The sequence below is a fragment of the Pseudomonas sp. CCC4.1 genome, assembly GCF_035019225.1.
In the GTDB taxonomy this organism is placed as follows: domain Bacteria; phylum Pseudomonadota; class Gammaproteobacteria; order Pseudomonadales; family Pseudomonadaceae; genus Aquipseudomonas; species Aquipseudomonas bubulae.
This window is the reverse complement of the sequence record NZ_JASJWL010000007.1, coordinates 65,312-90,435: the sequence shown is the minus strand read 5'-3', so window position 1 is coordinate 90,435 and position 25,124 is coordinate 65,312. Positions and strand designations below refer to the sequence as shown.

The following is a 25,124-nucleotide window of genomic DNA, read 5'->3' as shown; positions in this document are numbered from 1 at the left end:
CGGCCTATGCCATACGCCCCCGAATTAAAAGAAGCAGCCAAACGCCTCTATTTACGCCGCTGCAAGCCGCGTGAAATTCAGGCGCAGTTATCCCTGCCCAACATCCGGATCATTTACTACTGGATCCGCCAGGGTGAGTGGGACGACATGCTGTCGGACGAAGAACCGCTCACCGCCGTCAGCCGGCGCATCACCCTGCTTCTGGATAAACCCGGCAGCCTGACGAAGGGCGATCTGGACGAACTGACGCACCTCACCACCATTCGCGAACGCCTGGCCAAGCAATGCGCCAAGCCCGCACCGATGCAGACGAATGATCCACAAGAGGACGGTGGCCACCGTCGTGACGAGCGGCGCAGCGAGCGAAAGGATCGGAGCGATCGAGACGACAAGGCCGGGAAGAAGCGCGAGAAAAAGGTGAAGAACGACGTCAGCGGCCTGACGGAGGTGGACTTTCTCGACAAGTTCATCAGCAAGATGTACGGCTATCAGAAAGAGCTATACGCCGCCAAAATCAACCCGCTGACGGCGCGGATCCGCGACATCCTGAAAAGTCGCCAGGTGGGCCTGACCTACTACTTCGCCGGCGAAGCGTTCATGGACGCTGTGCTAACCGGCGACAACCAGATATTCCTGTCGGCCAGTCGCGCCCAGTCCGAGATTTTCCGTAGCTACATCATCTCGTTTGCCCAGGCATGGTTTGGCCTGGAGCTGACCGGCAACCCGATCGTACTCAGCAAGGACGGCAAACCGTGGGCTGAACTGCGCTTTCTCAGCACCAACAGCAGCACCGCCCAGGGCCACCATGGCCATGTCTACGTCGACGAATACTTCTGGATCAGGGATTTCGAGAAACTGAACACCGTGGCCAGCGCCATGGCGACCCATAAGAAGTGGCGCAAAACCTATTTTTCGACGCCCAGCGCGGTGTCACACCAGGCCTATCCGTTCTGGACCGGCGAGAAATTCCGCAACAGCAAGAAGAAAACCGCCAAAGAGCCATGGCCGAGCGAAAAGCAGCTTGCTGCTGGCGTCCTTTGCCCGGACGGCCAGTGGCGCAAGGTCATCACAATCCTGGATGCGATCGCCGGCGGCTGTGATCTGTTCGACCTCGAACAGTTGAAGCTGGAGTACGACGATGACAAGTTCGAACAGCTGTTCATGTGCAAATTCATCGACAGCACCCAGAGCGTGTTCCACCTGGCAGACCTGGAGCGTTGTTATTCCGATCTGTCGCTGTGGACTGACTACGACGCAGACGATCCGCGACCATTCGGCAACAGCCCTGTCTGGATCGGCTACGACCCAAGCCGAACCCGAGACGATGCAACGTGCGTGGTCATCGCGCCGCCACTTGAGCCCGAAGGGAAGTTCCGGATCCTGGAAAAGCACAGCTGGCGTGGGCAGTCGTTCAAGTACCAGGGCGATCAGGTCGAGCGGCTCACGAAGCGCTTCAACGTCCAGCACATTGGCATCGACACCACGGGCATCGGTTATGGCGTGTTCGACATCGTGCGCGACTTCTACCCGCGTGCGACCTCGATCCATTACAGCCTGGAGACCAAGAACAGCCTTGTGCTCAAGGCGCAGGACACTATCGTCGGCAGCCGCATTGAGTGGGACGCCGGCTGGAACGATATCGCCCAGGCTTTCCTAACGATCAAGCGCGGGGCCACGGGCAGCGGGCAGATCACTTACAGCGCATCGCGCACGGACGCCACCGGTCACGCCGATATCGCCTGGGCAATCATGCACGCCCTGGCCAACGAACCCCTCAACACCGACAAAAAACAACGTAGCCGCTACGTGTTCAGCAACTAAAGGCCACCATGACGAAGCGAACAGTCAAAGACCAACCGACTCAACCCAAGCAACCGACGCGCGCATTCGCATTCGGAGATCCCGAACAGGTTCTTGTCCGCAACATGGGCGACTACCTGGGCGTATTCGCCTCGGAGGACGGTCGTTTGTACAAGCCGCCGGTGTCACGTCAGGGTCTGGCCAAACTGCTTAGGGCCAATGCACACCATGGCGCGATTCCTAAATTCAAACGCAACCTGTTGCTACGTGAGTTCATCCCATCCCAGGGCTGCAGCGTGGCCACCATGGGCCGCGCCGGTCTCGACTTCGTGGTGTTTGGCGAGGCGTACCTGTATCGCAAGCCAAACATGCTCGGCCAGATCCTGGAGCTGGAACACCTCCCCGCAATCAACATGCGGGTAAAGGTCGACGGCGGGTATGTGATGTTGCTGCCGGACGGAAAAGAGATGGAGTTTGATCGGGACGAGATCGAGCACGTCATGGACTACGACGTCGAGCAGGATATTTATGGTGTGCCGGATTACCTCGGCGGCATGCAGGCGCTGTTGCTCAACGAAGCCGCCACCCTCTTCCGCCGGCGCTACTACGCCAACGGTGCCCATGCGGGCTATGTCTTCTATACCAACGATCCGAACTTGACGGAGAAGGACGAGGAGAATTTGCGAGAGCAGATCTCAGGCAGCAAAGGCGTAGGCAACTTCCGCTCGCTGTTTCTGAACATCCCAGGTGGTGCTGAGAAGGCTGTTCAGATCATTCCGGTGGGTGATTTCCAAGCCAAGGACGAGCTGGAGAAGGTCAAGAACATCACCCGCAACGACGTGATCGCCGCCTGGCGAATGAACCCCGCACTGGCCGGCATCATCCCGGAAAACAGCGCGGGCTTTGGCGACATCGAAAAGATAGATCGGGTGTACACCAGCAACGAGATCCTGCCTATCTGCCAGCTGTTCAACCAGTTGAATGACTCACTTCGCGAAGACAGGAGAATCAACTGGAAAGAACGCAAAGAGCCAGTTGAAGCAGCTACTAAAAAAGCATAGCAAAGAGATTACCCCTACAAAATATGGCAAAATGGTGGCTATTGAATGCCCTGGGGAGGGACACCAATGCGAGTTACATGCAAATGCGGGCACAAGGGGTTGATTCGAGATAGCGACATGCACTCACCGGACTTTGTCACGCTTAGGTGCCTGTGCTTGAACGTTGATTGCGCGCACAGCTGGGTGGCGCACCTGACGTTTTCTCATACGGTGAGCCCATCGGCTCAGACCTTCGACAGGGTGTTGATCGACCGTTTTAAGAGTTTGCCAAAAGCACAACAGCGTGAATTGTTTGAGCAACTAGGGGCACAGCCTACGGCGTAAACCGCCGACTCAAAATTGTCGGCGATCGATTAGATGGGTTGGATCATCAGTTGCTGAACGGTTCTTCAGGGTGAGTAGCTAATACTTCGGACATCCGCCGGAGATGAACCTGTTCCTTTTCACTCAGCAGACGGTACAGCCGAATCAGCCGACGTTCAATTTTGGTCAAGCCAATCCATTCGAACTCGGTGGTACCGACATTGCCCAGTTCGTCTTTCGTGCGATCCAACATGCTAACTACTCCATAAAGTGCATTGCTGAATCGACGTTATCGGGGCGGAATCTGGCTTTAGAACAAGGGCGCGACGAATGTCGTACATGCTTTGTTACAAGCTAATTCCGCTGTCGATCGGCATCGTCCGCCATGGCTTTGAGGAATCGACGAATCGCTTCTTGGTCCCCTGGCGCGATGCTTCTGTATTGCTTGATCAACTTCTCTTCTTCTGGAGTAAACATTTGCCCGAGCGGCGTGGAACGCTGGCCTGTCAGCACAAATCCCGCATCGACACCGCATTCTTCAAGTGCTGCCACATAGCGAAGGTCGATCGAGTTCGCCCCCAACTCGTAGTTTTTTTGAGTCCCCCGACTCACCCCAAGAAGCGCTCCAAACTCTGTTTGATTTAATCCCAAGCGCTCGCGCTCTTCCCTCAGGCGTTCACCTACTTGATCTGCTATGAGCATTTTTTTATTCACCACCATTGACTTGATCATTTTTTTGACCAAGAATCACCACAGACAAACGCAAACAACCACAAACGAACAGAGTGACCACTATGCCCGCCACTGTTACGCCCGAGCAAGCCCGCGCTGATCTGGATCGCAGAGGAATAAGCATTGCGGAATTCAGCCGCAAATACGGCCTGAACAAAAATTTAGTCAGCGACCTATTGAACGGTCGGATCAAAGGTCGCCGTGGGGAGGCACATCGCGCCGCCGTACTACTCGGTATCAAAGACGGCGTGATCGAACAGTAATGGCAAAGGCTCAAAGGGAAAAACAGAAGATGAAAAACGTCGTTCTAAAAACTCGTAGGGATGTGGCCAGTGAGCTGATTCGGTCTTTGCCCGGTGGCTGTAAATTCGCGTCAGATCTACTCGGCATGAAACAAAAGAAGTTTGAAAACCATGCCTACGAGAACAACAAAAGCAGTCCATTAACTGCTGAACAGGTTTATCAACTGGAGTTGGTAACAGGAACGACTCATTACCCTGAGTACGTCGCAGCCATGTACGGAGGTATGTTCGTCCCAGTGGCAAATCCGGACTCACTCGACAATGTTGAGCTGTACACCATGTGTGTGAATACAGCCGCTAAGCGCGGGACAGTGGACCAAATCATCGCCCAAGCTCTTGAGGACGGTGTGATAGATCAAGACGAAGCAGACGCTATCCATAAAGCTGAAAGCCTACACATGGCTGCCAGGCATGCGGAAGTTATGGCAGTTCTCCAGCTGCATGCAAAGCGTCGGACATCCTTCGTTTCTTAACAGTCCAGTAGCACCACCAACCCAACAAAACGCCTGTCCCACACCCCGTGGGTTTGGGTGAGCTGCGTCCAAATTCGAGGTTTCACTATGGGAAGCGCCGTGATTGTCACCACCCAAATGCCGCCTGACCAGGCAAGAGCGCTACGGGCTGCCGTGCGTGCGCAGTACCTGATGAGCCTGAATGAACACTGGTACGCAGACGAATATCGCTACGTCCCAGAGATAGTACGACACGAGCGGATCCTCGAAAAATTCCCGGTGATGGCAGCCCAGATAAGCCTGCTGGCCGCCCTATCCCTCAGCCTTAAAGCAGTGAAGCAATCATGAGAGACGATCTCCGTCACGACGTCCTGCAGCGCATAGAGTCCGAATTCGGACTTAAACACCGTGCCCCCACCAACTACATGCGAGGTGGGACTTGTCCCAAGTGCAACAAAAAAGAGCTATACACCCGATTCGATAGTCCGTGGCAGCTCATCTGTGGTCGTCAGGAAAAGTGCGGCCACACGGTGCACGTAAAAGAGATCTACGACGACCTCTTTGAAGATTGGAGCAAGCGAGTTCCCGCCACTGAGAACGCCCCCACAGCGACTGCGCGTGCATATCTTGAGTTTGCCCGCGGCTTCGATATTTCACTGATTGGAGGTTGGTTTACACAGGATACGTACTACTCGGCCCAGCACGATGCTGGCAGTGCGACGGTACGCTTCACCCTGGAGAAAGGGGGATATTGGGAACGCCTGATCGATCGACCTGCGCGCTTCGGTAAGATGAAGGCCCGCTTCAAACCGGGGGAGTCCTACAAAGGAGTGTGGTGGTGTCCGCCGTGTGTCGACGTACTCGAGGCGAAGGAGATCTGGATTGTCGAGGGGATCTTCGACGCGCTTGCCCTAGTTCACCACAACATTGCCGCCGTGTCGGCAATGTCATCAAACGCCTTCCCGGCCGACTCTCTGCAAGCCTTGGTGGCAGCTCGCGCAGGCAACCTGCCAAAGCTGGTTTGGGCGCTCGATAATGAACCAGGTGCACACGCTTACACCAAACGTTGGGTCCGTATGGCCCGTGAACTGGGCTTCACCTGCGAAGCAGCCCAGATCCCCCAGCGGGATAACAGAAAGGTCGACTGGAACGATCTGCACCAGCGTTGGCAATTCCTGGACGAAGGCGAAAAGCGTGATGCTCAGGTCGACAAAGACATCATCGCTGCACGACATCATGGCGCCCTGCTGATCGCTGAGAACGCTACCGAGAAGGCCCTGGTGATGTTCGACTGGAAGCGCCGCAGCGAATTCCACTTGGAGTTCGGCAATCGTCTGTACTGGTTCAAGCTCGACCTGGAGAAGTACAACAAGGCGATCCAGGAGCTCGAGGACAGCGACCACCACGATGACCAGCAGCTGAACAACAAACAGATGCGTTCCAAGGCCATGCAGCAGTGCGGCGCGCTGCAGCGCATCGCCACCTGTAACCCGAAGGCTCTGTACTACCAGGAAAACAAACTCACCGACGAGTCCTGGTACTACTTCCGGATCACGTTTGCTCACGACGCGGCACCGATCAAGAACACCTTCACCAGTTCGCAGATCTCCTCGTCCGCTGAGTTCAAAAAGCGTCTGCTTGGAATTGCCCCGGGCGGGATGTTCACCGGTACCACCCAGCAGCTCGATGCCTTCATCGAGGAGCAAACTGACGCCCTCAAAACCGTACAGACCATCGACTTCACCGGCTACACCCGTGAGCACGGCGCGTACATCTACGGCGACGTGGCGGTACGCGACGGCAAGATGTTCAAACTGAACGAAGAAGACTTCTTCGATATGGATCGACTGAGCATCAAGACCCTGAGCCAGTCGGTCATTCTCAATCTGAACACAGACTTGGAAAAGTTCGACACAGAATGGCTGGACATCATCTGGGAGTGCTTCGGCGCCAAAGGTCTGGTCGCACTCGCATTCTGGTTCGGGTCACTGTTTGCTGAACAGATCCGCCAGCACCAAAAAAGCTACCCCTTCATGGAAATCATCGGTGAGCCCGGCGCAGGTAAGTCCACGCTGATCGAGTTCCTGTGGAAAATGTGCGGCCGTATCGACTATGAGGGCTTTGACCCCACCAAAGGCACCCCGGTCGCTCGGGCGCGGAACTTCGCCCAGGTCGGCAACCTGCCGGTGGTACTCATCGAGTCGGAGCGAGAAAAAACCGACGGCAGCCAGACCAAGCAATACGACTGGGACGAACTCAAGACCGCGTACAACGGCCGGAGCGTTCGCTCTACTGGCGTAAAGAACAACGGAAACGATACCCGTGAACCCCCATTCCGTGGAGCTGTAGTCATCGGCCAGAACCATGCTGTGAATGCCTCCGAACCCATCCTGCAGCGACTGGTACATATCGCCATGACAAAGGACGGGCAGACACCACAGACCAAATTGTTGGTGGAAAAGCTGGAGCGCATGCCGGTCGACCGCGTGAGCGGGTTCCTGATCAAAGCAACGATGAAAGAAAACATCGTGATGCAGACCGTCCGTGAACAAGTGCCGGTCTACGAACAAAAGCTGCTGGCTCTGCCGGAGATCCGCACCGTCCGGATCGCAAAAAACCATGCTCAGTTACACGCTTTGATAGATGCCCTGGTTCACGTTATCCCGTTGAAAAAGCACCAGGTAGACGCGGCCCATACCGAGATCCAGAGCATGGCCAAGGAACGTCAGCTGGCAATCAACGCTGACCATCCGATCGTCGTCGAGTTTTGGGAACTGTACGAGTACTTGAACAGCGCAGCAGGCGGACTCAACCACTCCCGTAATGACGGCCTGATTGCTGTGAACCTCAATGACTTTGCCAAGGAAGCCGCAGAGAAGCGCCAAAAAGTGCCGGATCTCACAGAACTGAAGCGCCACCTCAAAACAAGCAAGTGCCCCAAGTTCATAGAGACGAACAGAAATGTTTGCTCGGCATGGGATGTCGACGCCGCCAACAAAGCGAAAACCGTGCGGTGCTGGATGTTCCAGACAGCCTAAAACCACCCTCCCCAACTTCTGCCGCCACGAACGGTATGGAAAAAGTTATGGCCAATCGAAGCGCAGCTCAAGTCGCACCCATCCTCCCGCGCTTTATTCGCGCTGGAGTGGCATACGGCTATCTCGGCATGTGCCGGGACGAATTCAACAAAACAGTCCGGCCTCATGTTCGGGAATTCCCAATCGGAAAACAGGGTGTCGGCTTCGACCGACTGGAACTTGACGCGTGGGCCGACGCTTACATCCAGGCCATGGCGATTGAAAAAGCAGCCAATCAGGACAACAATCGGCCCCGCAGCGAGCGCCAGGGCGGATCCAAAGGAGATACGCAATGGCACAAAAAGCAATCACCGGGCTCCAGCAAATGCCGAGCGGCATCTGGAAGATCGACAAGAAGTACCGAGGTGAACGAATTCAAGAGAGCACTGGCACTCGTGACCGCGCCGAAGCGGAGCAGTACCTGATCTATCTCTTGGAACAGCGCCGAAAGGAGAAGGTGTACGGGATCAGAAAGGTGAGGACTTGGCGGGAAGCGGCAACTCGCTTCCTGCTTGAGGTGAAGGATCAGGCATCGATCCATATTTCGGCAACGTACATGGCACAGCTGGATCCGTTCATTGGGGATATGCCAATCACACACGTCGATGATGACGCCTTGGCTCCCTACATCAGCTCGAAGCTGAATCCGGCAATGGGCAAGCCAGTAACTAATCGGACAGTGAACATCGCCCTTCAGCGAGTGATCCGGGTTTTGAATCTATGTGCCAGAAAGTGGAGAGATGATGAACGTCGGGCGTGGATAGATGTGGTACCGATGATCTCGCTACTGGATGAGAAGACGAACTGCCGCAAGCCCTACCCGCTTTCTTGGGAAGAACAATCGATCTTGTTCGCTGAGCTGCCGGCACACCTCCAGACCATGGCCATGTTCAAGGTCAATACGGGGTGTCGGGAGCAGGAGGTTTGCAAACTTCAATGGGATTGGGAGATAGCGGTACCGGAGCTGGATACCATGGTGTTTTTGATTCCGGCCGGGTTCGGCGGGCGAAGCGCAAGGTCTGGCGTGAAGAACCGGGACGAGCGCCTGGTGATTCTCAACACAGTGGCCAAGTCGGTCATTGAGAAGCAGCGAGGCCAGCACAAGCTGTACGTCTTCCCTTTCGGCAAGCCAGACGGCGACGGGGACGAAACAATGGTTCACCGCATGAATGACTCAGCCTGGAAGAAGGCCAGGGTCAGGGCGGCGAAAAAATGGCAGGAGAAGTATTTGCGGCCGGCACATGATGGTTTCGCCCGGATCCGCATTCACGACCTGAAGCACACCTTTGGCAGAAGGCTGCGTGCAGCAGGCGTGACTGAGGAGGATCGCAAAGCTTTGCTCGGCCATAAGAACGGCAGCATCACCAGTCATTACTCAGCGGCAGAGCTGGACCAACTAATTGAGGCTGCAAACAAGGTATCAGTAACCGACTCACGCGCACCAGCGCTGACGATCCTGAAGAGGAGGCAGGGATAACAGGAAAACCCAAGGTCACTCGAAAAGTCACTAGGGTAGAAATGAAAAAGCCACCCAAAAGGTGGCTAAGTCATTGAATAATATGGTCGGGACGGAGTGATTCGAACACTCGACCCCTAGCACCCCATGCTAGTGCGCTACCGGACTGCGCTACGCCCCGACTAGGCGTTACAACTTGCTAGAACGTTGAGAAATATACCTTAAGCTTTTGAAATACGAAAGTATTTTAAATGCCTCGGTTATTTCTTCAGTACCAGCAAGACATCCTCCAATTCGGAGATCGTTTGGCGGATCAGCTGCTTGTATTGCGTGGTGTCATCTTTGGCTTCATCACCGGAAAGCCGCAAGCGCGCACCTCCAATGGTGAAACCCTGGTCATAAAGCAGCGCACGAATCTGCCGGATCATCAGCACATCTTGGCGCTGATAATACCGGCGGTTTCCGCGACGTTTTACGGGGTTGAGCTGAGGGAATTCTTGCTCCCAGTAGCGCAGCACATGCGGCTTTACACCGCACAGCTCGCTGACTTCGCCTATGGCGAAGTAGCGTTTGCCTGGGATCGGCGGGAGCTCGTCGTTATGACTTGGTTCCAGCATAAGCCTCTACTCGGGCCTTCAACTTCTGCCCTGGACGAAAAGTGACTACACGGCGAGCCGTGATCGGGATTTCTTCTCCCGTTTTCGGATTGCGGCCAGGCCGCTGTCGCTTGTCACGCAGATCAAAATTGCCAAAACCTGACAGTTTGACCTGCTCGTTGTCTTCAAGAGCGTGCCTGATTTCTTCAAAAAACAGCTCGACCAATTCTTTGGCCTCGCGTTTATTCAGGCCCAACTCTTCGTAAAGACGTTCCGCCATCTCAGCTTTTGTCAGAGCCCCCATACGTCACTTCCTTAGCGTGGCGTTCAACCTTTGTTCAAGCGAGGTGAGGATATTTTGCGTTGCGGCGTTCACCTCATCGTCATTAAGAGTGCGCGATGGATGCTGCCAGGTCAAGCCAACTGCAAGGCTTTTTCTATGCGGATCAATGCCTTTACCCTGGTAAACATCAAATAACCTTAGGTCTGTCAGCCATTCGCCTGCATTTTCACGAATTACATCCAGCACAGCACTGGCTGCAACGTCACGATCGGCCAACAACGCCAGGTCACGACGCACTTCAGGAAAGCGCGATAACTCATGGAATTTCGGCATTTTACCTGCCGCCACTTCTGCCAGAACCAGTTCAAAAACAAACACTGGACGGTCAAGACCAAGGTTTTTTGAAAGCTCAGGGTGGATGGCACCGACATAGCCAACTTCGCGACCGTCACGCTCGATACGTGCAGTCTGGCCCGGATGCAGAGCAGGATGTTTGCCCGGCACGAAGGTAAACGCGTCCAGGGCACCGGCAAAACCCAGCACCGCTTCTACATCAGCCTTGACGTCGAAGAAGTCGACAACATCACGACCTTGAGCCCAGCCTTCAGGCAGACGACTGCCGCAAACAACACCCGCCAGCATCGGCTCTTGTTTCAGACCCTCAAGCTGGCCAACAAAACGCAGGCCGCTTTCAAACAGGCGAACGCGATCTTGCTGACGGTTCAGGTTGTGCTGCAACGACTTGACCAGGCCGGGCCACAACGAGGCACGCATGGCAGCCATGTCGTTGGAAATCGGGTTGGCCAGCAACAGCGGTTCAACACCCGGGCTAAACAGTTCGAACTGTTTCGGGTCGATAAAGCTGTAGGTGATTGCTTCCTGATAACCACGAGCGACCAGCAAACGACGCAACTCCGGCAGGTCGCTACGCGCCTCTGCTTTGGCTTGCGGTGCCAGACGGGCCTGCGGGTAACGGACCGGCAGGCGGTTGTAGCCGTACAGGCGCGCCAGTTCTTCGATCAGGTCAACTTCCAGGCTGATATCGAAGCGATGGCTTGGCACTTCTACGCGCCATTGCCCTGCCCCTTCAGCGGTGATGGTCAGGCCCAGGGCGCTGAGCAGACGCTCAACTTCCGCCGCGTCCATTTCCATGCCGAGCATCTGGCTGATACGCGCTGCACGCAAGGTGATCGGTGCAATCGACGGCAGATACTGCTCGCTGACGGTTTCAACGATCGGGCCAGCTTCGCCGCCAGTGATTTCCAGCAGCAGGCCAGTGGCGCGCTCCATGGCTTCACGGGCCAGTTGCCAGTCCACGCCACGCTCGTAGCGGTGCGAAGCATCGGTGTGCAGGCCGTAGGAGCGGGCCTTGCCAGCGACAGCGATCTGATCAAAGAAAGCGCTTTCAAGGAATATGTCGCGGGTCTTGTCGGTCACACCGCTGTGCTCGCCACCCATTACGCCGGCAATGGCCAAAGCGCGGGTATGGTCTGCAATCACCAGCGTGTCGCTGCGCAAGGTGACTTCCTGGCCGTCGAGCAGTACCAGCTTCTCGCCTTCTTCAGCCATGCGTACACGAATGCCGCCATTGATCTCGGCAAGGTCGAACGCGTGCAACGGCTGACCCAGTTCCAGCATGACATAGTTGGTAATGTCGACAGCGGCATCGATGCTGCGCACGTCAGCGCGACGCAGGCGCTCAACCATCCACAGCGGCGTTGGCCGGGACAGGTCAACATTGCGGATCACACGGCCCAGGTAGCGCGGGCAAGCAGCAGGTGCCAGCACTTCAACCGGACGCACTTCCTCGTGTACCGCAGCAACTGGCGCAACCACCGGGCGAGTCACCTGGGCGTTATACAGAGCGCCCACTTCACGCGCCAGACCTGCCAGCGACAGGCAGTCGCCACGGTTCGGCGTAAGGTCGACTTCAATGCTGGCGTCTTCAAGACCCAGATAGACGCGGATGTCCTCGCCCACCGGTGCATCGGCCGGCAACTCCATCAGGCCGTCATTGCCCTCGCCCACTTGCAGTTCTGCTTGCGAGCACAGCATGCCGTTGGACTCAACGCCACGCAGCTTGGCCTTTTTGATTTTGAAGTCACCCGGCAGTTCGGCACCGATCATGGCGAACGGGATTTTCAAGCCAGGGCGCACGTTGGGCGCACCACACACTACCTGAAAAGTCTCGGCACCATTGCTGACCTGGCAAACACGAAGCTTGTCAGCATCAGGGTGTTGCTCGGTGCTCAGCACCTCGCCCACAACCACGCCACTGAATACACCGGCGGCCGGCGTAACGCTGTCGACCTCAAGACCGGCCATCGACAGACGAGCAACCAGCTCGTCGCGACCTACCTGCGGGTTTACCCAACCACGCAGCCATTGTTCACTGAATTTCATCCTGCTCTCCTAAGAATTCGTTACGACTAGCGAAATTGCGCGAGGAACCGCAAGTCGTTGTCGAAGAACAGACGCAAGTCGTTCACGCCGTAACGCAGCATGGCCAGACGCTCAACGCCCATGCCGAAGGCAAAGCCCGAGAACTCTTCCGGGTCGATCCCGGACATGCGCAGCACGTTCGGATGAACCATGCCGCAGCCCATGACTTCCAGCCAGCCAGTCTGCTTGCAGACACGACAGCCTTTACCGCTGCACATCACGCATTCCATATCCACTTCAGCGGAAGGCTCGGTGAACGGGAAGTAGGACGGACGGAAACGCACGGCCAGTTCTTTTTCGAAGAACACCCGCAGGAACTCTTCGATGGTCCCTTTCAGGTCAGCGAAGTTGATATCGCGATCGATCAGCAGGCCTTCGACCTGGTGAAACATCGGCGAATGGGTGATATCCGAGTCGCTACGGTACACACGGCCCGGGCAGACAATGCGGATCGGCGGCTGCTTGGATTCCATGGTGCGGACCTGTACCGGCGAGGTATGGGTGCGCAACAACATGTTGGCATTGAAATAGAAGGTGTCATGCATCGACCGGGCCGGGTGATGGCCCGGGATGTTGAGCGCTTCGAAGTTGTGATAGTCGTCTTCAACCTCAGGGCCTTCGGCGATGCCGTAGCCAATATGGGTAAAGAACTGTTCGATACGTTCCAGAGTCCGGGTCACCGGATGCAGACCGCCAGAGGTCTGGCCACGGCCAGGCAGGGTCACGTCAATGGACTCGGCAGACAGTTTGGCGGCCAGTTCGGCCTCTTCAAACAACGCCTTGCGCGCATTGAGAACCTCTGTGACACGCTCCTTGGCAACGTTGATGAGGGCACCGACTTGCGGACGCTCTTCTGCTGGCAAATTGCCCAGGGTCTTCATCACCTGAGTCAATTCACCCTTTTTGCCAAGGTATTGAACCCGGATTTGCTCCAGGGCATTGATATCTTCAGCGCTTTGCACAGCCTCTAGTGCTTGAGAGACCAGCGCATCCAGGTTTTCCATGTACAGACTCCAGATACAAAATAGGGGAAGAGCTTGAAGGCTCTTCCCCTATTTATGACGTTTAGCACCCGGGCTTACACAGGCAAGCCCAAGTGACTGTCGGGGGTACTTAAGCCAGAGTGGCTTTAGCTTTCTCGACAATCGCAGCAAACGCCGCTTTTTCGTTCACTGCCAGATCAGACAGAACCTTACGGTCGATCTCGATGGAAGCTTTTTTCAGGCCGGCGATGAAACGGCTGTAAGACAGACCGTTGATACGAGCACCAGCGTTGATACGAGCGATCCACAGAGCGCGGAACTGACGTTTTTTCTGACGACGGTCACGGTAGGCGTATTGGCCTGCCTTGATTACCGCTTGCTTGGCAACACGGAATACGCGTGAGCGTGCGCCGTAGTAGCCTTTAGCCAGTTTCAGAATTTTTTTGTGACGTTTACGGGCGACAACGCCACGCTTTACACGAGCCATGAGTTACTTCCTCTAGTCTTAACCAAAAATTAACGAAGGCGCAGCATGCGCTCGACTTTTGCCACGTCAGACGGATGCAGCAAGCTGCTACCGCGCAGTTGACGCTTACGCTTGGTCGACATTTTGGTCAGGATGTGGCTCTTGAAAGCGTGCTTGTGCTTGATACCGTTAGCAGTTTTCAGAAACCGCTTAGCAGCACCACTTTTAGTCTTCATCTTTGGCATGTTCGGATACTCCGCATTCAGTTGATAAACATAATCAGAAGGCCTGCCGTGCCCAATTGATTACTTCTTCTTTTTCGGGGCGATGACCATGATCAGCTGGCGTCCTTCCATCTTAGGATGCTGTTCGACGGTACCGTATTCCGCAAGGTCAGCTTCAACCCGCTTCAACAGTTCCATACCCAGCTCCTGGTGGGCCATCTCACGGCCGCGGAATCGTAACGATACCTTGGCCCTGTCCCCATCACTCAGGAAACGTACCAGGTTGCGCAGTTTTACCTGGTAATCCCCTTCCTCCGTCCCTGGACGAAACTTGATTTCTTTAACCTGAATCTGTTTCTGGTTTTTCTTTGCAGCAGCAACCTGTTTCTTCTTTTCGAAGATAGATTTGCCGTAGTCCATCAGCTTGCAAACTGGGGGTACTGCATCAGCGGAAATTTCCACCAAGTCCAGTTTGGCCTCTTCAGCTTTAAGAAGCGCGTCTTCAATTGACACAATCCCAAGCTGCTCGCCTTCAGCCCCAATTAACCGAACCTCGCGTGCCGAGATATTCTCGTTGATCGGGGCTTTCGGTGCAGCTCGTTTATCTTGTCTCATTTCACGCTTAATAATAATTACTCCGAATCATGGCGACCACGCCGGGAAACCGCTTGTGCGAGGAATTCAGCGAATTGCGCGACGGGCATCGAGCCCAGGTCAGCACCTTCACGTGTACGCACAGCGACAGTCTGCATCTCGACTTCCCGATCTCCGATAACCAAGAGATAAGGAACCTTGAGCAAAGTATGCTCGCGGATTTTAAAGCCGATCTTTTCATTTCTCAAGTCAGACTTGGCACGAAATCCGCTCTGATTGAGAGTTTTTTCAACTTCAGCAGCAAAATCTGCCTGTTTGTCAGTGATATTCATGATCACTGCCTGGGTTGGAGCCAGCCAAGCAGGGAATGCGCCTTCGTAATGTTCGATCAGGATACCGACAAAACGTTCGAACGATCCAAGGATCGCGCGGTGCAGCATAACCGGGTGCTTACGGCTGTTGTCTTCGGACACATATTCTGCGCCAAGACGGATCGGCAGGTTGAAATCGAGCTGCAGGGTACCACATTGCCAGACACGACCCAGACAATCTTTCAGAGAAAATTCAATCTTGGGACCGTAGAAGGCACCTTCGCCCGGTTGCAAATCGTACGCCAGGCCAGCGCTATCAAGGGCTGAAGCCAATGCGCTTTCGGCGCGATCCCACAGCTCATCCGAACCCACACGCTTTTCAGGACGCGTCGACAGCTTGAGCTCAATGTCCTTGAAACCGAAGTCAGCGTAGACATCCAGCGTCAGCTTGATAAAGGCAGCCGACTCGGCCTGCATCTGCTCTTCAGTACAGAAGATGTGGGCATCGTCCTGGGTAAAGCCACGCACACGCATGATGCCGTGCAGGGCGCCCGACGGCTCGTTACGGTGACAGGCACCGAATTCGGCCAGACGCAGCGGCAGCTCGCGGTAGCTTTTCAGGCCCTGGTTGAACACTTGCACATGGCAAGGGCAGTTCATCGGCTTGATCGCGTAGTCGCGGCTTTCCGACTGGGTAGTGAACATGTTCTCGGCGTAGTTGGCCCAGTGCCCGGATTTTTCCCAGAGGCTGCGATCAACGACCTGAGGAGTCTTGATCTCCAGGTAGCCATTGTCGCGCTGTACTTTGCGCATGTACTGCTCAAGTACCTGGTACAGGGTCCAGCCATTCGGGTGCCAGAACACCATGCCCGGGGCTTCTTCCTGGGTGTGGAACAAGCCAAGGCGCTTGCCGATTTTACGGTGATCGCGCTTTTCGGCTTCTTCGATACGCAGGACGTAGGCCGCCAGCTGCTTTTTGTCAGCCCAGGCCGTGCCATAGATACGCTGCAACTGCTCGTTCTTGGCATCGCCACGCCAGTAGGCGCCCGACAGCTTGGTCAGCTTGAACGATTTGAGGAAACGCGTGTTCGGCACGTGAGGACCGCGGCACATGTCGACGTATTCTTCATGGAAGTACAAGCCCATGGCCTGCTCGTCCGGCATGTCTTCGATCAGGCGCAGCTTGTAGTCTTCACCACGGGCAGCAAACAGTTCGATCACTTCGGCACGCGGCGTCACTTTCTTGATGACGTCGTAGTCTTTTTCGATCAGTTGCTGCATGCGCTGTTCGATAGCAGCCATGTCATCCGGGGTGAACGGACGCTCATAGGCGATATCGTAGTAAAAGCCTTCGTCGATGACCGGCCCGATGACCATTTTGGCCGTCGGGAACAGCTGCTTCACCGCATGACCGACCAAGTGGGCGCAAGAGTGACGAATGATCTCCAGCCCCTCTTCATCCTTGGGCGTGATGATTTGCAAGGTGGCATCGTTTTCAATCAGATCACAGGCATCCACCAGCTTGCCGTTGACCTTGCCGGCCACGGTGGCTTTAGCCAGGCCGGCGCCAATTGAAGCGGCAACCTCGGCTACAGAAACTGGATGATCGAAAGAGCGTTGACTGCCGTCGGGAAGAGTAATAGTTGGCATGGCGCCTCCTCTCCTAGTGGTGACCCCTACCAAAGGTCACGTGGGTTGGGATGAGCCAGTACGCGATTCGGTGGTATGCCTGCCTCACAGTGGCAGGAGCCTTGCGGCGAACCTAAAACCGAACCAGAGTGACTGGAGTTCAAATCAAAAAGGTTAATGGCACTGCATGACGGTTCAAGGAACACGCGAATGCAGGAAATAGCCAGGGCGGCATGCTAGCACAGATGGATACGCCTGTTGCGCACCCCTCCCCGCATCCGCGAGAAAACGGGGTTTTTTACAAAAGGGTGAACTTGAGCTCCACTTACCTTTCACATACTCAGTGATACACACTCGGTTTTAATGCCTACAAGGAGCATCTTATGCGCACGATCCGCTTACTCGCCTTCGCAGCCCCCCTGGCGCTGCTGCTACCCCTGAGCGCCCAGGCCGATAACTGGCCTGCAGGCGCCAAAAAAGACTACATGAAGGACTGCGTAGCGGCAGCCAGCCAAAGTGTTGACGCAAAAACGGCCCAACAGCATTGCGCATGCGGTGCGGACAAGCTGTCCGAGAAGTTTACAAGCGCCGAAATCACACAGCTGATGAGCAAGACAACCCAGCCTAGCGCAGAGCTTCGCACCCGGGCTCTGGACGCCATCCAGGCTTGCCGGGCCAAGAAATAACCACCCTCCTCACGGCTCGAATTGAGCCGTGAGGAGAGCAAAAACAGTCAAAAACGCTTTTGCACGTAAAAAATATTGATTCTCGACTGCTTTTTTTCTAACAGCCTTTAGCCCTCAACCCCCCGTAAACCGGGGGTCTTGAGCATTTCAAAGAGCAGACGAGGGTTAACATTGCAGCAATCTGTAGCTCAGGGGGGCTCCCAAAGCGCACATTTCGACTATGATACCTCGGTGTGCCCAGTTGGCCTGAGCAGCACAGTACTACTGAAAATATAAGTTTCTTGGAGATACACCATGTCTAATCGCCAAACCGGCACCGTAAAATGGTTCAACGATGAAAAAGGCTTCGGCTTCATCACTCCTCAAGGTGGCGGTGACGACCTGTTCGTACACTTCAAAGCTATCGAAAGCGACGGTTTCAAAAGCCTGAAAGAAGGCCAGACCGTTTCCTTCGTGGCTGAGAAAGGCCAAAAGGGTATGCAAGCTGCACAGGTTCGTCCGGAGTAAATCTCCCGCGAACAAAAAAACCCCGTCCATGTGACGGGGTTTTTTATGCCTGACGCAATGTCAGGCCAGGTTAGCCGCAGTTAACCCGGGTAATGATGCCAGCGTCGTCCGCATTGAGATTGAGACGGTCCGAGCGGTACTCAAGCGTCATCACGTCATGCGGCATCAAAATACGCGCGTTCTGCGCACCAGCCTTGATACGGGCCTGCTCCAGAAGCTGCGCCGAAGCCTTTTGACCGACTGCAAATGCTGCTGATTTAGCATCGCAACGGCTATGCCCCGCCTCGGCGACAGGCTCCTTGACCGAACTTGCGGTGCTGCATCCGGACAGTGCCAAGACCGCCAACAACGAACCCAATGACACTAGCTTCCAAGACATGAAGCCTCCTTAAGATAAATAGTCTGAACCCTTGCGACAGCTTTTTCGCACATAGGTTGCATGACGCCTCTCAGCGCCTTCTGATTTGCCAGCACCGGCAAGTGTGCCCGAGCCGACTTTTACCGTGCACCCCTAATCATTGCCAAATATGTTCAGGTGTCAGTACACATCAATGTAATCGAACGGCGGATTAGGCCAGTTGTCCTTGAGGGCATTGAATATCTGCATGACCCAGACCTCATCGCTTGCTGCAACTTTTCCGACATAGCCAGAACCTGCCGCCCAGGTCTCCAGCCTGAAAAGCAGACCGTCGATATCGACACCGCCCACCACACCCGAAGAAATATAAGCGATACCCGTCTTGGTCACGCGCAACTGTGTATGGGCATCATCACTGGCCGAGGCCAGCAACTGACGCACAGCGCCAAGAGTAAAGCCCTCAGGGTTGTTTAGATCAATTTGCATGGCCTGCACCGCTCCCAAAAAGTGCAAGTGTGGCACGCAGTGCGGGGGTCATGGGCTGTTGAGGGTGCAAAAACCAATATTTACTTTGGTCTATTCATAGCGAAATGACGACTTTTTGCTAAAATCGCCTTTTCACGCCCCTTTCCCATGAGCACCCCATGACAACAGTCAGCATCGATGCAGATATCAAGGCCAAGTGGCATCAAGGACAGTGCTCATACAGCCCTGGCAGCCCTGAAGAGCTGGCCATTATCGGCATCGACCTTTTGGTTAAAGAGCTCGGCACGGAAGCTGCCCGAGCGTTCGTCAGTCAGGTGTTCGAAAAGTACAAACCGGCCGAGCCCGTCAGGCTGACCTGACGGCGCGCAACCTCACTTCACTTGAGCCGGCCCAGACGCGCGGTAAGCAAGTCAAAAAAGCCCTGCGCGTCACCGCTCTCGACCCAAAAGGCGTTTTTGGGCTGGTTCAAGGTGTTGTACCAGTCCGGGATAGTCTGGCCAAAGGTCGGCCCCTCGCGAGTATCCACGACCAGGTTGACTTCACGCCCGGAGAACAGCGCAGGATTGAGCAGGTAGGCAATGACACTGGCATCGTGAACAGGCCCGCCAGGCAGTCCGTAGTGCACCATGTCGCCTTTCACATATTCATTGAGAATATCGCCCACCAGTTTGCCGGCCGTATTGCCCAGTGCAGCGATCTGCTTCAGTCGCGCCTCGCTGGTAAGGATCTTGTGTGTCACATCCAGCGGTACATAGGTCAGTTTCACCCCGCTCTTCAACACCACGTCTGCCGCATGCGGATCGGCATAAAGGTTGAACTCGGCAACCGGGGTGATATTACCGCCATTGAAATGGGCGCCGCCCATGACCACGACTTCCTTGATTCCCTGCGTGATTTCCGGGGCCTGGATCAAGGCCAGGGCCAGGTTTGTCTGCGGGCCGAGCATGGCAATGGTCACGCTGCCTGGCTTGGCTGCACGCAAGGTATCAACCAGGTAATTGACCGCATTGGCCTTTTCGAGACCTTTGGCCGGCTCATGCACAGGCACACCGGTGACGCCTTCCTGGCCGTGAATGTTCTCGGCGTAAATCGGCGTACGCACCAGGGGTTTAGGGGCCCCGGCATACACCGGCACGTCTTCGCGCCCTGCCCACTCCCGGGCCAGCCGGGCATTGCGCGAGGTCTTGTCGAGCCGTACGTTGCCCGCCACGGTGGTAATGGCCCGCACCTGTAACTGCTCCGGTGAAGCCAGTGCCAGCAGCAGAGCGACCACATCATCGGCGCCGGGGTCCGTGTCGATGATCAAATCGATCTTGTCTGCGGCTTGAACACTCGACATCGTGATGGCGGACACGAACAAGACACTCCTGATCAATGGCTGAAAAATCCGGGTAAAACGTGGCATCACAACTCCCTGGTTATTTGTCTAAAAAGTCACGCCAGAGACCAAGGCAATATTGCAGTACGGGCGACACTCTCCAGTACGAACAATCACCTTTGCCTGCAGGCATAGTTCCTTGAAAGCATTATGGGTGAGAAGGCTCCTTGAGCCCAACTCCCCCTTGCCTGCATATTCGTCGATACATGACAGCGCCGGGCATGGCGCCTGCAACAACTCAGTGGCGAGCACATGGCTTTGCACCTGCATCTCACTGAGCAGGGCGCGCAACGTGCTGGCAACATCAGGCACGCCTTGAGTCAGGGCCAGATCAATCAGTTCGATGCCCTTGGGCACCGGCAAACCGGCATCGGCAATCACCACGATGTCGCCATGCCCCAGCGAGGCAACCAGCCGCGACAAGGCGATATTCAGCAGCGGTGTTTTTTTCATGGTGCTTTAAAGCCCTGAACATCACGCAACAATGGAATCGAAGGCTGAGCCCCCGCCCGAGTGACCGATAACGCGGCGGCGACCTGCGCAAAGCGTATCGCGTCGTCCTCTTCCATACCCGCCGCCAGCGCGGCAGAGAGGCCGCCGACAAAGGTATCGCCCGCCGCCGTGGCATCCACCGCCTCGACCTTGGGCGCAGTAAAGTGCATCACTCGGTGGGCACTGACAAACAAGGCCCCCAGCGCGCCCAGGGTGACAATCACCTTGCCCGCGCCCAGCTCGACCAACCGCCGGGCAGCCCGCCCGGCCGACTCAAGGGAATCAACCGGCACACCGCTAAGCGCCCAGGCCTCGCTCTCATTCGGGATCAGGTAGTCGATGGCGCCATACCAGTGCCCCGGCAACGGAGCACTGACCGGGGCGGGATTGAGGATCACCACTTTGCCCAGTTCACGTCCACGCGCCAGCACGCATCCGACTGTTTCCATCGGCACTTCAAGCTGGCAAACAAGCACTTGCGCACCTTGCAAGACGTGATCAAAGGCGCGGATATCTTCCGCGGCCAGGCAGCCATTGGCACCCGGCACCACCACAATGGTGTTCTGGCTGCAGGCATCCACCGTGATAAGGGCCACGCCGCTGGCACAATCAGGCACGGTGCGCACTGCCACACAATCAACCCGGTCAGCCAGCAAGCCGTCGCGCAACTGCACGCCATAGGCGTCACCGCCGACACAGCCGAGCATTGCCACCCGGGCCCCCAGGCGCGACGCTGCTACCGCCTGGTTCGCGCCCTTGCCACCGTGCACGGTGGTAAAGGATTGCCCGAACACCGTTTCCCCCGGGCGCGGCAATCTCTCGGTACGCGTGACCAGATCCATATTCAGACTGCCTGCAACCAGAACATTCGCTTGCATGTATCGACACTCATCCAGTGATTGTAGGGGGGGATTTCAACGGTGCTTGCGCATAAGCCCGGGTGGACTCGCGCAGCACAATGTCGGGTTTGACGATCCGCTGCTCCACCGCCCGCCCGGGTACGGCAATGCGGCGCAACAATAACTGGGCAGCGATCTCGCCCAGTTGCAGGATCGACTGCCCGACAGTTGTCAGCGACGGATAGACATAACGGCTCATCTGTACATCATCAAAACCAATCACCGACAACTGCTGGGGTACCCGAATATTGCGCTCGGCCGCCGCTCGCAATACGCCGATGCCCATCATGTCGTTGCAGGCAAAAATGGCCGAGGGCGGGTTGTGCTGCAGCAAGCTGACCGCCGCGTTGTAGCCCCCGACACTGCTGAAGTCACTCTCGACCATCCACTGCCCCTGAGGCGTTATACCCGCCTCCAGCAGCGCACGCCGATACCCGGCCATACGCAACTGCGCGACACGGGTGGCGGCGGGCCCGCCAATGCAGGCAATGGCACGATGCCCCAGATCGAGCAAATGCCGCGTAGCCAGATAAGCCCCCAGTTCGTGGTCGATGCACACCAGGTCAGCCTCAACCCCCTCAAAGCTGCGATCGACAATCACCATCGGCGTGCGTACGCCGACCAACCCGCTGGCCATCCCCAGGTCGCCTGTGGACGAAGCGACCACCAGCCCGTCCACACGCTTTTCCAGCAGCACCCGCAGGTAATTGCGCTGCTTGACCGGGTCATCATCACAGTTGCACAGGATCACGCAGTAATTGTTGCGCTCACAGTAATCCTCGATACCTCGCGCCAACTCGGCAAAGTACGGGTTCAGGCTATTGGCCACCAGCAGGCCGATGGTCGCTGTGGTCTTGGCCTTGAGCGAGCGTGCTACCGCGCTGGGTACATACTCCAGGTGTGCAATGGCTTGCTCAACCTTCAAGCGCACAGGTTCACTGACAGGGCGGGTTTTATTCAAAACATGAGAAACCGTCGTGTACGAAATGCCTGCCATTGCCGCGACATCTTTAATCGTTGCCATTGCTCAATTCCGTCGCTGTGCGCGTTGACTGCGGTAAGTGTCCAATACCACTGCTATCACAATGACAGCACCGGTAATAATACGCTTGGTGGGTTCCGTCGCGCCGATTTGAGCCAGCCCTGCGGCCAATACTGAAATAATCAGCACACCAAAAAACGTACTGATCACCGAACCGCGCCCGCCCATCAAGCTCGTGCCACCGATCACCACGGCCGCAATCACCTGCAGTTCAAGGCCCGAACCGGCATTGGGGTCTGCCGCCTCGAGGCGGGATATCTGAAACAGCGCCGCCACTCCTGCCAACAACCCCATCAGGCTAAAGACCAAAATCTTGTAGGGCTTTGGATTGATACCGGCCAGGCGAACGGCTTCTTCGTTGGTGCCAATGCCAATCAGATAGCGCCCAAACACCGTGCGCGTCAGCACCGCCTGGGCGATGACAATAATCAGCAACGCAATAATGAACGCGGGCGAGATGCCAAAGGCAACCGGATTGGCAAGCCAGGCGAACGCGTCGCCGATATACGCCGTGCGCGATCCTGTAAGCTGGTAGGCCCCGCCCCGGGCCATTTCCAGCACCCCCAGCGAGACAATAAAAGACGGGATTTTCCAGGCCACCGTGATCGACCCCGTAAGGGTCCCCGCCAGGGCCGCACAGCCCATGCCCAGCAAAGCGGCAGGCAATACACTCCAGCCCCAGCCCAGAATCGCAACGCTGACCGCCGACGCTGCCAGGGCCAACACCGAGCCGACCGACAGGTCGATGCCGCCGATGATCAGCACAAAGGTCATGCCGACCGACAACACCATCAAGTCGGGGATCTGGTTGGCCAGCGTGCTGAGCGTGTCATAGGAGAAAAAATGTTCACTCAGGCTGGAAAACAGAATGATCATGGCCAGCAAGGCGCCCGCCAACCCGAGGTAGGTGCCCATTCCGTAGTAGTTATGTGCACTTTTATACGGCACGCGGGTAGGGTTCATGAGGCTTCCTTTGGCGTGGCTTCAGCAAGCAACGCATCTCGTTTTTGATAACCGGCAAAAGCTGCCGCCAGTAACTGTTCCTGACTCCAGCTGTCACGTTCAAAGGTATCGATCAGCCGGCCCGCAGACAGCACGCCAATGCGGTCACAAATCAGCATCAACTCGCGAAGATCGCTCGACACCACCACCAGCGCCTTGCCCTTGCGCGTCAGCTCGCCCAGCAGCCGGTAAATATCGAACTTGGCGCCAATATCGATACCGCGCGTAGGCTCATCGAACAGCAGAACCGAACAGTCGCGCTCCAGCCAGCGGCCAATGACGACCTTCTGCTGGTTGCCACCGGACAGTTGCGACACCACTTGTTCCGGGCCGCTGCTGCGGATGCCCATGGCGTCTATCTGACGCCGGGCCAATGCGGCCTCCTGCTCCCGGTTGACCAAGCCACTGCTTGAAATCCGATCCATATTGCCCAGGCCGATGTTGGCACTGATCGACTGGGTCAGCAGCAAGCCTTCACCCTTGCGGTCCTCGGTAATCAGTGCGATGCCCTGCCGGACAGCATCTGCCGGCGAATGGAGGGTCACTACCTGCACAGGAGTACCCACTGCAACCGTGCCGCTGTCGGCCACATCGGCACCATAGATCAGTCGCAGCAGTTCGGTGCGCCCTGCCCCGATCAGTCCGGAAATCCCGAAAATCTCGCCTTTTCTGACTTTAAACGATACATCTCGTACCTTGTCCGAGCGGCTGATACCACAGACTTCAAGTGCCGTTTCACCCAAGCTACGTTCGCCCAAATCCAGCTGGTCACCCAACTCGCGGCCCACCATCAAGTTGACCAGTTGTTCGCTGTTGTAATCGGCAATGGGCTCGACGCACACCAGGCAACCGTCGCGCAGTACGGCAATCCGCTGCGCCACCTGTGCCAGCTCTTCAAGTCGATGGGAGATATACACAATCGCCACGCCACGGGCCTGCAGCCGTTCGATTTGCACAAAAAGCATTTCAACTTCACGGGCGGTGAGCATGGCCGTGGGCTCATCGAGGATGAGCACATGGCAATCGCCGATCAGGTTGCGCGCAATCTCGACCATCTGCTGATGGCCAATGCCCAGCTCCCCGACCAGGGTGTCCGGGTCAATCGCCTCCAGACCCACCTGGCTCATGGCCTCAATGGCCGCTTTGCGCAACTGCTTGCGGCTGATCCAGCCCAGGTGGCCGGGCAATTTGTCCAGAAACAGGTTTTCCGCCACCGTCAGCGTGGGCAGCAGGTTCAGTTCCTGCATGACCATGCGCACACCCAATTGCTCGGCCTGCGCACGACTGCCCGGGGCATAGGCCTGGCCATTGAATTGCATGTGCCCGAGAGTCGGCACCTCCAGGCCACCCATGATCTTCGATAGTGTGCTTTTGCCAGCGCCATTCTCACCCGTCAGGGCCAGAACTTCGCCGCGATGCAACGACAGCTCGATAGCAGCCAGTACCGGCTGCTGAGTGTAGGTTTTACCAATCCCGCTGACCGTGAGGACCACGCTGGCATCAGGAGCAGACATGACATTTCTCCGGGCACCTGCCCGACCGGGCAAGTGCCTGCGACAGCGA

The 25,124-nt window shown here is 56.3% G+C and carries 29 protein-coding genes, 1 tRNA gene and 1 pseudogene; 12 read left to right on the top strand and 19 right to left on the bottom strand.

Annotated features, from left to right (window positions below; all coding sequences use genetic code 11):
• Positions 1-6: 6 nt before the first annotated feature.
• From QN377_RS04965 to QN377_RS04955, 3 genes and pseudogenes are all read left to right on the top strand, one after another.
• Positions 7-2,014 (top strand): annotated as a pseudogene (locus tag QN377_RS04965) (terminase large subunit domain-containing protein).
• Positions 1,926-2,861 (top strand): phage portal protein, encoded by a 936-nt coding sequence (locus QN377_RS04960; RefSeq protein WP_322212704.1) that lies wholly within the window; start codon positions 1,926-1,928, stop codon positions 2,859-2,861. The pseudogene QN377_RS04965 and the gene QN377_RS04960 overlap by 89 nt, the downstream one beginning before the upstream one ends.
• Before the next feature lie 66 nt (positions 2,862-2,927).
• A complete protein-coding gene (locus tag QN377_RS04955) occupies positions 2,928-3,185 on the top strand; it encodes an ogr/Delta-like zinc finger family protein (protein ID WP_322212703.1) in 258 nt (85 codons plus the stop codon).
• Between the two features lie 46 nt (positions 3,186-3,231).
• On the opposite strand, the gene QN377_RS04950 is transcribed toward QN377_RS04955, so the two are convergent.
• Both QN377_RS04950 and QN377_RS04945 read right to left on the bottom strand, forming a co-directional pair.
• A complete protein-coding gene (locus QN377_RS04950; RefSeq protein ID WP_322212702.1) occupies positions 3,232-3,417 on the bottom strand; it encodes a hypothetical protein in 186 nt (61 codons plus the stop codon).
• A 101-nt stretch (positions 3,418-3,518) separates the two neighbouring features.
• Positions 3,519-3,866, bottom strand: a complete 348-nt coding sequence (locus QN377_RS04945; protein ID WP_322214107.1) for a helix-turn-helix domain-containing protein — start codon at positions 3,864-3,866, stop codon at positions 3,519-3,521.
• Positions 3,867-3,958: 92 nt separating this feature from the next.
• On the opposite strand from QN377_RS04945, the gene QN377_RS04940 reads away from it, so the two are divergent.
• From QN377_RS04940 to QN377_RS04915, 6 genes are all read left to right on the top strand, one after another.
• Positions 3,959-4,159: a DNA-binding protein gene (locus tag QN377_RS04940; RefSeq protein ID WP_322212701.1), complete on the top strand. Its 201-nt coding sequence runs from the start codon at positions 3,959-3,961 to the stop codon at positions 4,157-4,159.
• 29 nt (positions 4,160-4,188) lie between these two features.
• Positions 4,189-4,671, top strand: a complete 483-nt coding sequence (locus tag QN377_RS04935) for a YmfL family putative regulatory protein (RefSeq protein ID WP_322212699.1) — start codon at positions 4,189-4,191, stop codon at positions 4,669-4,671.
• An 87-nt stretch (positions 4,672-4,758) separates the two neighbouring features.
• On the top strand, positions 4,759-4,998 hold the full coding sequence (locus QN377_RS04930; protein ID WP_322212698.1) for a hypothetical protein: 240 nt from the start codon (positions 4,759-4,761) through the stop codon (positions 4,996-4,998).
• Entirely contained in the window at positions 4,995-7,688 is a 2,694-nt protein-coding gene (locus QN377_RS04925; protein ID WP_322212697.1) for a toprim domain-containing protein, read from the top strand. The genes QN377_RS04930 and QN377_RS04925 overlap by 4 nt, the downstream gene beginning before the upstream one ends.
• 47 nt (positions 7,689-7,735) lie before the next feature.
• Positions 7,736-8,152: a hypothetical protein gene (locus QN377_RS04920; RefSeq protein ID WP_322214106.1), complete on the top strand. Its 417-nt coding sequence runs from the start codon at positions 7,736-7,738 to the stop codon at positions 8,150-8,152.
• Positions 8,053-9,204, top strand: a complete 1,152-nt coding sequence (locus QN377_RS04915) for a tyrosine-type recombinase/integrase (RefSeq protein WP_322214104.1) — start codon at positions 8,053-8,055, stop codon at positions 9,202-9,204. The genes QN377_RS04920 and QN377_RS04915 overlap by 100 nt, the downstream gene beginning before the upstream one ends.
• A gap of 83 nt (positions 9,205-9,287) precedes the next feature.
• On the opposite strand, the gene QN377_RS04910 is transcribed toward QN377_RS04915, so the two are convergent.
• The 9 genes from QN377_RS04910 to thrS all read right to left on the bottom strand — a co-directional run bounded on the left by QN377_RS04910 (position 9,288) and on the right by thrS (position 16,732).
• Positions 9,288-9,364, bottom strand: a tRNA-Pro gene (locus QN377_RS04910).
• Between the two features lie 79 nt (positions 9,365-9,443).
• Positions 9,444-9,800, bottom strand: a complete 357-nt coding sequence (locus tag QN377_RS04905; protein WP_095001969.1) for a MerR family transcriptional regulator — start codon at positions 9,798-9,800, stop codon at positions 9,444-9,446.
• A complete protein-coding gene (ihfA, locus tag QN377_RS04900) occupies positions 9,781-10,083 on the bottom strand; it encodes an integration host factor subunit alpha (protein WP_002553164.1) in 303 nt (100 codons plus the stop codon). Before ihfA ends, QN377_RS04905 begins: the two co-directional genes overlap by 20 nt.
• Positions 10,084-10,086: 3 nt before the next feature.
• Positions 10,087-12,465, bottom strand: a complete 2,379-nt coding sequence (gene pheT, locus QN377_RS04895) for a phenylalanine--tRNA ligase subunit beta (RefSeq protein WP_095020763.1) — start codon at positions 12,463-12,465, stop codon at positions 10,087-10,089.
• Between the two features lie 26 nt (positions 12,466-12,491).
• Complete coding sequence (pheS, locus tag QN377_RS04890) at positions 12,492-13,508, bottom strand: phenylalanine--tRNA ligase subunit alpha (protein ID WP_095001971.1); 1,017 nt, start codon at positions 13,506-13,508, stop codon at positions 12,492-12,494.
• 109 nt (positions 13,509-13,617) lie between these two features.
• Entirely contained in the window at positions 13,618-13,974 is a 357-nt protein-coding gene (rplT, locus tag QN377_RS04885; RefSeq protein WP_003442184.1) for a 50S ribosomal protein L20, read from the bottom strand.
• 29 nt (positions 13,975-14,003) lie between these two features.
• On the bottom strand, positions 14,004-14,198 hold the full coding sequence (rpmI, locus tag QN377_RS04880; protein ID WP_002553160.1) for a 50S ribosomal protein L35: 195 nt from the start codon (positions 14,196-14,198) through the stop codon (positions 14,004-14,006).
• Between the two features lie 60 nt (positions 14,199-14,258).
• Positions 14,259-14,810: a translation initiation factor IF-3 gene (gene infC / locus QN377_RS04875; protein ID WP_169916631.1), complete on the bottom strand. Its 552-nt coding sequence runs from the start codon at positions 14,808-14,810 to the stop codon at positions 14,259-14,261.
• Positions 14,810-16,732: a threonine--tRNA ligase gene (gene thrS / locus QN377_RS04870; RefSeq protein ID WP_095001972.1), complete on the bottom strand. Its 1,923-nt coding sequence runs from the start codon at positions 16,730-16,732 to the stop codon at positions 14,810-14,812. Before thrS ends, infC begins: the two co-directional genes overlap by 1 nt.
• A 362-nt stretch (positions 16,733-17,094) precedes the next feature.
• Here thrS and QN377_RS04865 point away from each other — a divergent pair, with 362 nt between their 5' ends.
• Both QN377_RS04865 and QN377_RS04860 read left to right on the top strand, forming a co-directional pair.
• Positions 17,095-17,397 (top strand): hypothetical protein, encoded by a 303-nt coding sequence (locus tag QN377_RS04865; protein WP_095001973.1) that lies wholly within the window; start codon positions 17,095-17,097, stop codon positions 17,395-17,397.
• 294 nt (positions 17,398-17,691) lie between these two features.
• Complete coding sequence (locus QN377_RS04860; RefSeq protein ID WP_003179963.1) at positions 17,692-17,904, top strand: cold-shock protein; 213 nt, start codon at positions 17,692-17,694, stop codon at positions 17,902-17,904.
• A 70-nt stretch (positions 17,905-17,974) separates the two neighbouring features.
• Here the strand turns inward: QN377_RS04860 and QN377_RS04855 are convergent, their stop codons facing one another.
• On the bottom strand, positions 17,975-18,283 hold the full coding sequence (locus tag QN377_RS04855) for an I78 family peptidase inhibitor (RefSeq protein ID WP_095001974.1): 309 nt from the start codon (positions 18,281-18,283) through the stop codon (positions 17,975-17,977).
• Between the two features lie 159 nt (positions 18,284-18,442).
• Positions 18,443-18,748 carry a hypothetical protein gene (locus QN377_RS04850; protein ID WP_095001975.1) on the bottom strand — a complete coding sequence of 102 codons (306 nt, stop codon included), beginning with the start codon at positions 18,746-18,748 and terminating at the stop codon, positions 18,443-18,445.
• 158 nt (positions 18,749-18,906) lie between these two features.
• Between QN377_RS04850 and QN377_RS04845 the strand changes: the two genes are divergently transcribed.
• Positions 18,907-19,107, top strand: coding sequence for a hypothetical protein (locus QN377_RS04845; protein ID WP_095001976.1), 201 nt, complete (start codon positions 18,907-18,909; stop codon positions 19,105-19,107).
• A gap of 17 nt (positions 19,108-19,124) precedes the next feature.
• Here the strand turns inward: QN377_RS04845 and QN377_RS04840 are convergent, their stop codons facing one another.
• Genes QN377_RS04840 through QN377_RS04815 form a run of 6 tightly spaced genes read right to left on the bottom strand, consistent with a single transcriptional unit; the run spans position 19,125 to position 25,075 of the window.
• Entirely contained in the window at positions 19,125-20,153 is a 1,029-nt protein-coding gene (locus tag QN377_RS04840) for a nucleoside hydrolase (RefSeq protein ID WP_095023610.1), read from the bottom strand.
• Positions 20,154-20,174: 21 nt separating this feature from the next.
• Positions 20,175-20,579 carry a D-ribose pyranase gene (gene rbsD, locus QN377_RS04835; protein ID WP_095001978.1) on the bottom strand — a complete coding sequence of 135 codons (405 nt, stop codon included), beginning with the start codon at positions 20,577-20,579 and terminating at the stop codon, positions 20,175-20,177.
• Positions 20,576-21,496 (bottom strand): ribokinase, encoded by a 921-nt coding sequence (gene rbsK, locus QN377_RS04830; protein WP_322212693.1) that lies wholly within the window; start codon positions 21,494-21,496, stop codon positions 20,576-20,578. Before rbsK ends, rbsD begins: the two co-directional genes overlap by 4 nt.
• A 10-nt stretch (positions 21,497-21,506) precedes the next feature.
• Positions 21,507-22,541: a LacI family DNA-binding transcriptional regulator gene (locus QN377_RS04825; protein ID WP_095023609.1), complete on the bottom strand. Its 1,035-nt coding sequence runs from the start codon at positions 22,539-22,541 to the stop codon at positions 21,507-21,509.
• A gap of 3 nt (positions 22,542-22,544) precedes the next feature.
• Positions 22,545-23,522 carry an ABC transporter permease gene (locus QN377_RS04820; protein ID WP_095025804.1) on the bottom strand — a complete coding sequence of 326 codons (978 nt, stop codon included), beginning with the start codon at positions 23,520-23,522 and terminating at the stop codon, positions 22,545-22,547.
• Positions 23,519-25,075, bottom strand: a complete 1,557-nt coding sequence (locus tag QN377_RS04815; protein WP_095025805.1) for a sugar ABC transporter ATP-binding protein — start codon at positions 25,073-25,075, stop codon at positions 23,519-23,521. Before QN377_RS04815 ends, QN377_RS04820 begins: the two co-directional genes overlap by 4 nt.
• Positions 25,076-25,124 lie beyond the last annotated feature (49 nt).

Bases quoted from the DNA above. Each gene is read 5' to 3' on its own strand.
- QN377_RS04960 (WP_322212704.1), top strand. From the start codon at position 1,926: ATGGGCGACTACCTGGGCGTATTCGCCTCGGAGGACGGTCGTTTGTAC.
- QN377_RS04955 (WP_322212703.1), top strand. From the start codon at position 2,928: ATGCGAGTTACATGCAAATGCGGGCACAAGGGGTTGATTCGAGATAGC.
- QN377_RS04950 (WP_322212702.1), bottom strand. From the start codon at position 3,417: ATGTTGGATCGCACGAAAGACGAACTGGGCAATGTCGGTACCACCGAG.
- QN377_RS04945 (WP_322214107.1), bottom strand. From the start codon at position 3,866: ATGCTCATAGCAGATCAAGTAGGTGAACGCCTGAGGGAAGAGCGCGAG.
- QN377_RS04940 (WP_322212701.1), top strand. From the start codon at position 3,959: ATGCCCGCCACTGTTACGCCCGAGCAAGCCCGCGCTGATCTGGATCGC.
- QN377_RS04935 (WP_322212699.1), top strand. From the start codon at position 4,189: ATGAAAAACGTCGTTCTAAAAACTCGTAGGGATGTGGCCAGTGAGCTG.
- QN377_RS04930 (WP_322212698.1), top strand. From the start codon at position 4,759: ATGGGAAGCGCCGTGATTGTCACCACCCAAATGCCGCCTGACCAGGCA.
- QN377_RS04925 (WP_322212697.1), top strand. From the start codon at position 4,995: ATGAGAGACGATCTCCGTCACGACGTCCTGCAGCGCATAGAGTCCGAA.
- QN377_RS04920 (WP_322214106.1), top strand. From the start codon at position 7,736: ATGGCCAATCGAAGCGCAGCTCAAGTCGCACCCATCCTCCCGCGCTTT.
- QN377_RS04915 (WP_322214104.1), top strand. From the start codon at position 8,053: ATGCCGAGCGGCATCTGGAAGATCGACAAGAAGTACCGAGGTGAACGA.
- QN377_RS04905 (WP_095001969.1), bottom strand. From the start codon at position 9,800: ATGCTGGAACCAAGTCATAACGACGAGCTCCCGCCGATCCCAGGCAAA.
- ihfA (WP_002553164.1), bottom strand. From the start codon at position 10,083: ATGGGGGCTCTGACAAAAGCTGAGATGGCGGAACGTCTTTACGAAGAG.
- pheT (WP_095020763.1), bottom strand. From the start codon at position 12,465: ATGAAATTCAGTGAACAATGGCTGCGTGGTTGGGTAAACCCGCAGGTA.
- pheS (WP_095001971.1), bottom strand. From the start codon at position 13,508: ATGGAAAACCTGGATGCGCTGGTCTCTCAAGCACTAGAGGCTGTGCAA.
- rplT (WP_003442184.1), bottom strand. From the start codon at position 13,974: ATGGCTCGTGTAAAGCGTGGCGTTGTCGCCCGTAAACGTCACAAAAAA.
- rpmI (WP_002553160.1), bottom strand. From the start codon at position 14,198: ATGCCAAAGATGAAGACTAAAAGTGGTGCTGCTAAGCGGTTTCTGAAA.
- thrS (WP_095001972.1), bottom strand. From the start codon at position 16,732: ATGCCAACTATTACTCTTCCCGACGGCAGTCAACGCTCTTTCGATCAT.
- QN377_RS04865 (WP_095001973.1), top strand. From the start codon at position 17,095: ATGCGCACGATCCGCTTACTCGCCTTCGCAGCCCCCCTGGCGCTGCTG.
- QN377_RS04860 (WP_003179963.1), top strand. From the start codon at position 17,692: ATGTCTAATCGCCAAACCGGCACCGTAAAATGGTTCAACGATGAAAAA.
- QN377_RS04855 (WP_095001974.1), bottom strand. From the start codon at position 18,283: ATGTCTTGGAAGCTAGTGTCATTGGGTTCGTTGTTGGCGGTCTTGGCA.
- QN377_RS04850 (WP_095001975.1), bottom strand. From the start codon at position 18,748: ATGCAAATTGATCTAAACAACCCTGAGGGCTTTACTCTTGGCGCTGTG.
- QN377_RS04845 (WP_095001976.1), top strand. From the start codon at position 18,907: ATGACAACAGTCAGCATCGATGCAGATATCAAGGCCAAGTGGCATCAA.
- QN377_RS04840 (WP_095023610.1), bottom strand. From the start codon at position 20,153: ATGCCACGTTTTACCCGGATTTTTCAGCCATTGATCAGGAGTGTCTTG.
- rbsD (WP_095001978.1), bottom strand. From the start codon at position 20,579: ATGAAAAAAACACCGCTGCTGAATATCGCCTTGTCGCGGCTGGTTGCC.
- rbsK (WP_322212693.1), bottom strand. From the start codon at position 21,496: ATGCAAGCGAATGTTCTGGTTGCAGGCAGTCTGAATATGGATCTGGTC.
- QN377_RS04825 (WP_095023609.1), bottom strand. From the start codon at position 22,541: ATGGCAACGATTAAAGATGTCGCGGCAATGGCAGGCATTTCGTACACG.
- QN377_RS04820 (WP_095025804.1), bottom strand. From the start codon at position 23,522: ATGAACCCTACCCGCGTGCCGTATAAAAGTGCACATAACTACTACGGA.
- QN377_RS04815 (WP_095025805.1), bottom strand. From the start codon at position 25,075: ATGTCTGCTCCTGATGCCAGCGTGGTCCTCACGGTCAGCGGGATTGGT.